Raw genomic sequence first — 6,778 nt, 5'->3', positions numbered from 1 at the left:
GTTCCGGTCGGGGTCGTGGTCGGCGTGCCGCCGGACGGCGTCCCCGGGTCGGTCGGCGTACCGGTCCCGCCCGGCGTGCTCGGCGTGCCCGGCGTCTCGGTCGGCGTGCCCGGCACGGCCGGCGGCGTCACCGCGCCACCCGTGGCCGGCGGGGCCGGCACCTGGTTGGCCGGGCTCGGCGCGATCGGCGTCACGGAGTCCCAGTTCGCCGGGAGGTCGGGCACCTTCCACGCCCCGCCGGCCTCGTCCGCCGCGCCGGTCGGGTCCGGACGGACGGCCCCGAGGATCGGCATCGAGCCGATCGGCGAGATCTTGATGAACGCCCCGGGCCGCGGCGCCTGCACGATCAGCCCGCCGCCGATGTACATCCCGATGTGCGAGGCGTCCTGGAAGTACACCACCAGGTCGCCGGGCCGCAGCTGGTTGAGCGCCACGTGCGGCAGCTGCGCCCACTGCTCCTGGCTGGTGCGCGGGATCGGCCGGCCGGCGTGCAGCCAGGCCTGCGAGGTGAGGCCCGAGCAGTCGTAGGCGTCCGGGCCGGTGCCGCCCCACAGGTACGGCTTGCCCACCTGCGCCAGCGCGAAGGCGATGGCTCCGCGCCCCTGCTGGGAGGGCGTGCGCTCGCCCTTGCCGAGCGCCCCGGAGGCGAGGAAGGCGAGCTGCGCCTCGTCCGCCTTGGCCTTCTCCAGCTGCTCCAGCTCGGCCCGCTGGGCGCCGGTCAGGGTGGCGACCGTCTGCTCGACGGCGGCGAGGTCGGAGGCGGCCTTGGCCTTGGCCGCGTCCTGCTGGGCGACCAGCGCCTGGGAGGTCTTCAGCGCCTCCTCGGTCTGCTTCTTCAGCCCGTCCAGCGCGTCCCGGTCGCTCTTCAGCTTGTCCAGGAACTCCGACTGGGAGCGGCTGGCCGAGGCGAGCAGCTCGGCGATGACGACCGCCTCGTACGGGTCCTTGGAGAGCAGCAGCTCGGCGTAGGCCGAGGCGGACCCGTTGCGGTACTGCGCGGCGGCGAGCTGCGAGGCGATGTCGGTGCCGGCGTCGACCTGCTTCTGCTGGCGGTCCTGCCGGCCCTGGAGGTCGGTGAGCGAGGTCTGCTGCTCCGCCGCCTTGGCGACGGCGCCGTTGTACTGCTCGGTGGCGGCCTCGGCGCTCTGGTAGAGCGCGTGCAGCCGGTCGAGCAGCGGGCCGAGGGTGGCCTTGGCGTCGGCGAGCGGGTCCGCGCCGGCGACGACCTGCCCGGCCCCCGGGTCGGGTGCGGCCCAGGCGGCCGCCGCGCCGACCGGCAGCGCGAGCGCCGCGGCCGCGAGGACGGCTCCGCAGCGCAGTGCCGCCCGCACCCAGGGCCGTACGCGTGCCGTCTCCGCTCTCTGTCCCGCCCCGCCCATGGCCTGGTCCTCCCCGCCGCGCACTGCCCCTGTCCCGGCTTCCCGGATCCCGCAGATCCTCCCACGGGTTACTCGCCGGAAACAGGGCGCATGCGGACTGGGAGGTTAATTCTCGATTGACCTGTGAGACAGCTCTCAGCAAACCGGGTCGAACCGGCGCGTTCTTCGCTAATGTCCAGTTCAGCGCGCCGTATGTCACCCCGATGAAATCCAGTGGTCACTGCGAGTCAACCATTGGAACCACGATTCCCGATCCAGTTCACCTTCCGTTTACCAAACAGACCTACGGTCGCGACGTCACCAACGTCCGTGCGACAACTACGACGATTGTTTGGGTATGGAACACATCTCGTTCCTGGTAGCCGTTGTGATCATCACGGCGCTCGCCTTCGACTTCACCAACGGGTTCCACGACACCGCCAACGCGGCCGCCACCGCGATCGCGACCGGGGCCCTTCGTCCGAAGGTCGCGGTCACCATCGCGGCCCTGCTCAACTTCGCGGGCGCGTTCCTGTCCGTGAAGGTCGCCACCACCATCTCCGGCGGCATCGTCAACGAGAAGGCCGGCGTCCATCCCGAGATCATCTTCGCCGCCCTGGCCGGCGCGATCCTCTGGAACCTGCTGACCTGGCTGCGCGGCCTGCCGTCCAGTTCCTCGCACGCCCTGTACGGCGGCCTGATCGGCGCCACGATCGTCGGCGTCGGCACGAGCGGCGTCAACTTCGACACCGTGGTCACCAAGATCCTCATCCCGGCCGTCGCGTCCCCCTTCGTCGCCGGACTGGCCTCCTGGGGCGCCACCAAGCTGGCCTACGCGATCACCCGCAAGGGCAACACCGCGACCACCGAGAAGGGCTTCAAGACCGGCCAGGTCTTCTCCTCCTCGCTGATCTCGCTCGCGCACGGCACCAACGACGCCCAGAAGACGATGGGCATCATCACCCTGACCCTGGTCTCGGTCGGCGCCCTGCCGCACGGCGCGCTGCCCCCCACCTGGGTGATCGTCTCCGCCGGCGCGGCGATCGCGCTCGGCACCTACATGGGCGGCTGGCGGATCATCCGCTCGATGGGCAAGGGCCTGGCGGACATCCGCCCGCCGCAGGGCTTCGCCTCCGAGTCGGCCGCCGCGACCGTCATCCTGACCTCCTCGCACATGGGCTTCGGCCTCTCCACCACCCAGGTCTGCTCCGGCGGCATCATGGGCGCCGGCCTCGGCGGCCCGAAGGGCGAGCTGCGCTGGAGCCTGGTCCGCCGCATGGTCTACACCTGGGGCCTGACCCTGCCGGCCGCCGCGGTGGTCTCCGGCGGCGCCGCCCTGCTGGCCGAGCAGGGCAGCTGGGGCGTCGCCCTGGTCGGTGCCGTGCTGGTGGCCGGCGCGGGCGCGATGTGGATGATCTCCCGCCGCCAGCCGGTCGGCGCGGACAACGTCAACGACGTGGACGTCACCCCGGTCGAGGTCGCACCGGCCGGTACCGCGAACACCCCCACCCCCGCCTCGACCACCGTCGCGGCCTGAGCACCGGGACGCAGGGCGTGTCTTGCGGGTCCTTGCCGGGTCCGCGACGCCGGGGCACGCACCTCGCCGCGTTGTCGTCGGTCGCCAATGCTCCGCAGTGGCTCCCTCCTCCGCCTTGCGATGCACGCACCCCAACGCCGCGCCCTGATCCGACAAAACCCACAAGACACGCCCCGGAGCACTCACCATGCACATCAAGTGGAACGCCCTGGCCCAGACCGCCGGTGTCAGCTTCGGCATCACCGTCGCCGTGGTCGCCGTCTTCGCGCTCGGCATCCTGGCGCTGTCCCGCCGCGAGGCCGCGGTGAGCGCCGCCGGTACGGGCGAGGGCACCGCCGGGGCCGCGGGCGGCGGCCGGCTCGCCCTGGCCGGCGCGTGCGTCTGCTTCGCCCTCTGCGGCGGGGTCGTCCTCTACGGGCTGTCGCTGATCGCCGGCCACTAGCCGGCGCGCGCACCACGCGCACAACGGAACGGGCCGGGGAGTGTCTCCACACTCCCCGGCCCGTTCGCGCATCCCTGCCGCGGTCGGTCCCGCCGGCCGGTCAGCCCTCCTGGGTGGTCTTCAGCACGGTCTCCCGGATGAAGAGGACGGTGACGAAGGCCAGTGCCGCGAACGGGGCGGCCCACAGGAAGACGGTGCCGACGCCGTGGCCGAAGGCGTCCGTCACCAGCGGCACGATCGGGGCCGGCAGCTTGGCCAGGTCCGGGATGCCGCCGCCGGCCGCCGCGGGCGAGGCCGGGACGTGCGCCGCGGCCAGGTTCTCGGCCAGGTAGTGGCCGACCTTGTTGGTCATCAGCGCGCCGAGCGCGGAGACGCCCATCGCGCCGCCCATGGTGCGGAAGAAGGTGACCACCGAGCTGGCGGCGCCGAGCTCGTGCCGGGGCACCGTGTTCTGCACCGCGAGCACCAGGTTCTGGCTGGTCAGGCCGAGGCCGACGCCGGTGATCGCCATGTAGAGGGAGAGCAGCGCGTAGTTCGTGTCGGCCCGGGCGGTGCCCAGCAGGCCGAAGCCGACGGCGAGCAGCGCGGTGCCGGAGACCAGGTAGGCCTTCCACTTGCCGTACTTGGTGATCAGCCGGCCGACCACCGCGGAGGAGACCGCCAGGCCGAGGATCATCGGCAGGGTCATCAGGCCGGCCATGGTCGGGGACTTGGCGCGGGCCAGCTGGAAGTACTGGCTGAGGAAGGTGGTCGCGCCGTACATCCCGACGCCGACCAGCACGCTGGCGAGGGCGGCCAGGGTGACGGTGCGGTACTTGAAGAGGCTCGGCGGGATGATCGGCTCGGCGGCGCGGCGCTCGATCACGACGGCCAGGGCGCCCAGCACCAGGCCGCCGCCGACCATGGCCGCGGTCTGCCAGGACAGCCAGGCGTAGTTCTTGCCGGCCAGGGTGATCCAGATCATCAGCAGGCTGACCGAGGCGGTGATGACCAGCGCGCCCAGGTAGTCGATCTTCGCCTTGCGCTTGACCACCGGCAGCTTGAGGGTGCGCTGCACCACCAGGATCGCGACCAGCGCGAACGGGATGCCGACGTAGAAGCACCAGCGCCAGCCCAGCCAGGAGGTGTCCACGATGACGCCGCCGATCAGCGGCCCGCCGATGGTGGCGAGCGCGAAGACCGCGCCGAAGTAGCCGCTGTACCGGCCGCGCTCGCGCGGCGGGACCATCGCGGCCAGGCAGATCTGGCCGAGCGCCACGACACCGCCGGCGCCGACGCCCTGGAGCGCGCGGCAGGCGATCAGCTCGCCGGTGTTCTGCGAGAGGCCGGCCAGCGCCGAGGTGCCGATGTAGATCAGCAGGGCGATCTGGAGCAGCAGCTTCTTGCTGACGAGGTCGGAGAGCTTGCCCCAGATCGGGGTGGAGGCGGTGAGGGTGAGCAGGGCCGCGGTGATCACCCAGGTGTACGCGGACTGGCCGCCGTGCAGGTCGGCCAGGATGTGCGGCAGGGCGTTGGAGACGACGGTCGAGGAGAGCACGGCCACGAACAGGCCGAGCAGCAGGCCGGAGAGCGCCTCCATCACCTGCCGGTGCGTCATCTGTGGACTGTCGGCCGCGGCGGCGGTTCCGCTCGCGGCCTCGGTGGTCACGGTCATCTGGGTCCTTCGGCGTGGCGTGCGGGATGCGCGGATCATGAAATTTCGTTGCCGTAAGCAACCATAAAACGAGATGGTTGAATAAGGCAACTTTCTTCAAGGGCAAGTAAAACCCGCAGCTACGGGCCCTGTCGCACCGCCGGGGACCGGCCGCTCAGTCGGCCGCCGACTCCCCCAGGATGTCGTTGAAGCGGTGCAGCAGCTCCGCGAAGCGGGTCACGTCCTCCGGCGACCAGCCGCCCATCACCTCGCGCACCCGCCGCATCCGGACGTCCTGCGCGGCCAGGTAGCGCCGCCGCCCGTCCTCGGTGAGCGAGACCAGCGCGGCCCGGCGGTCCAGCGGGTCCGTCTCCCGGGCCACCAGGCCCAGCTCCTCCAGCGTCCGGACCTGCCGGCTCACCGTCGCCTTGCCGACCGAGAAGTGCACGCCGACGTCGGTCACCCGCACCGGCCCGGCCTGCTCGATGTAGCCGAGCAGGCTGTACGCCATCCCCTCCAGCCCGGGGTGCACCCGCCGTGAGAGTTCCGCCACTCTGGCCCGGCCCCGCCGGAACATCAGCGCGACCTCGCGCTCCACCGCCACCAGGGATTCCTCGTCACTCACCGCGCCAGTATCGCGCAGCGACACGGGCGGCGACCCGGCGCGGCCGGTGCGACAAGCCAACTACTTCATGGTATGAAGTATCGGTTCTGGAAGTACCGTTTTTCCCCATTACACGAGGAGATGTGGATGGCAGCCCCGGGGCAGGGTTTCATCGCCGAACTGAAGAGCGCGGTCACCCCGCGCGCGGCACTGCTCGTGATCGGCGTGCTGCTGCTCCAGCTCGGCTTCATCACCTCCTACATCGGGGCGCTGCACAAGCCCGCCCCGCAGAACCTCTCCATCGCGGTGGTCGCCCCGCCGCAGGTCGCCCCCAAGCTGGTCGGCGCGCTGGAGTCGGTGCCGAACGACGCCGTCCGGGCCAGCACCGCGCCGGACGCCGAGACGGCGACCCAGCTGATCAAGGACCAGAAGCTCTACGCCGCGCTGGTCGTGGACCCGACCTCCACCCAGGACACCCTGCTGGTCGGCAGCGCCCGCGGCACCTCCGCCGCCAAGGCCGCCGAGTCCATCACCACCGCGATCGACCAGACCCAGGGCCGTACGGTCAAGGTCCAGGACGTGGTGCCGCTCGCCAAGGGCGACACCAACGGCCTCTCCGCCTTCTACCTGGTGATCGGCTGGTGCGTCGGCGGCTACCTGGTCGCCTCGATCCTGGGCATCAGCGCGGGCTCCAAGCCGGCCAACACCCACCGCCTGCTGATCCGCCTCGGCGTCCTCGCGGTGTACTCGGTCGGCGCCGGCGTCCTCGGCACGGTGATCGCCGGGCCGGTGCTGGACGCCCTGCCGGGCTCGGTCCTCGGGCTGAGCGCCATCGGCGCCCTGGTGGTGTTCACGGTCGGCGCGTTCACCATGGCGCTCCAGTGCCTGTTCGACATCCTCGGGATCGGCGTCGCGGTGCTGATCTTCGTGGTGCTCGGCAACCCGAGCGCGGGCGGGGTCTACCCGGCGCCGATGACGCCGCCGTTCTGGCGGGCGATCGGCGCCTGGATCCCGAACGGCGCCGGTACCACCGCCACCAAGTCGGTCGCCTACTTCGGCTCCACCAACCTGGGGATGCCGATCCTGGTCATGGTGGTCTGGGCGCTGATCGGCATCGGCGTCGCCCTGCTGGCCGTGCTGCGCGGCCCGCGCTCCGGCGGCCGCGAACTGGCCGCCGCCGAGGACTGAGCCCCCACCACGTCAC

At 71.7% G+C, this 6,778-nt stretch carries 6 protein-coding genes; 3 read left to right on the top strand and 3 right to left on the bottom strand.

Annotation, left to right across the window (positions count from 1 at the left end):
• Positions 1 to 1,379, bottom strand: a 1,379-nt coding sequence (locus ACFU6K_RS26960) for an NlpC/P60 family protein (RefSeq protein WP_380667208.1), incomplete at its 3' end; no start/stop codon positions are given.
• A 337-nt stretch (positions 1,380 to 1,716) separates the two neighbouring features.
• On the opposite strand from ACFU6K_RS26960, the gene ACFU6K_RS26955 reads away from it, so the two are divergent.
• Both ACFU6K_RS26955 and ACFU6K_RS26950 read left to right on the top strand, forming a co-directional pair.
• A complete protein-coding gene (locus ACFU6K_RS26955) occupies positions 1,717 to 2,895 on the top strand; it encodes an anion permease (protein ID WP_380667206.1) in 1,179 nt (392 codons plus the stop codon).
• A 187-nt stretch (positions 2,896 to 3,082) separates the two neighbouring features.
• Positions 3,083 to 3,337, top strand: a complete 255-nt coding sequence (locus tag ACFU6K_RS26950) for a hypothetical protein (protein ID WP_380667204.1) — start codon at positions 3,083 to 3,085, stop codon at positions 3,335 to 3,337.
• A 100-nt stretch (positions 3,338 to 3,437) separates the two neighbouring features.
• On the opposite strand, the gene ACFU6K_RS26945 is transcribed toward ACFU6K_RS26950, so the two are convergent.
• Entirely contained in the window at positions 3,438 to 4,991 is a 1,554-nt protein-coding gene (locus ACFU6K_RS26945) for an MDR family MFS transporter (RefSeq protein ID WP_380667202.1), read from the bottom strand.
• A 154-nt stretch (positions 4,992 to 5,145) separates the two neighbouring features.
• A complete protein-coding gene (locus tag ACFU6K_RS26940) occupies positions 5,146 to 5,595 on the bottom strand; it encodes a MarR family winged helix-turn-helix transcriptional regulator (protein WP_380667200.1) in 450 nt (149 codons plus the stop codon).
• A gap of 126 nt (positions 5,596 to 5,721) precedes the next feature.
• Between ACFU6K_RS26940 and ACFU6K_RS26935 the strand changes: the two genes are divergently transcribed.
• Complete coding sequence (locus ACFU6K_RS26935) at positions 5,722 to 6,762, top strand: DUF3533 domain-containing protein (RefSeq protein WP_380667198.1); 1,041 nt, start codon at positions 5,722 to 5,724, stop codon at positions 6,760 to 6,762.
• The last annotated feature ends 16 nt before the right edge of the window (positions 6,763 to 6,778 follow it).

The organism is Kitasatospora sp. NPDC057512 (assembly GCF_042802135.1).
In the GTDB taxonomy this organism is placed as follows: Bacteria; Actinomycetota; Actinomycetes; order Streptomycetales; family Streptomycetaceae; genus Kitasatospora.
This window is presented reverse-complemented; position numbering and strand designations above follow the sequence as displayed.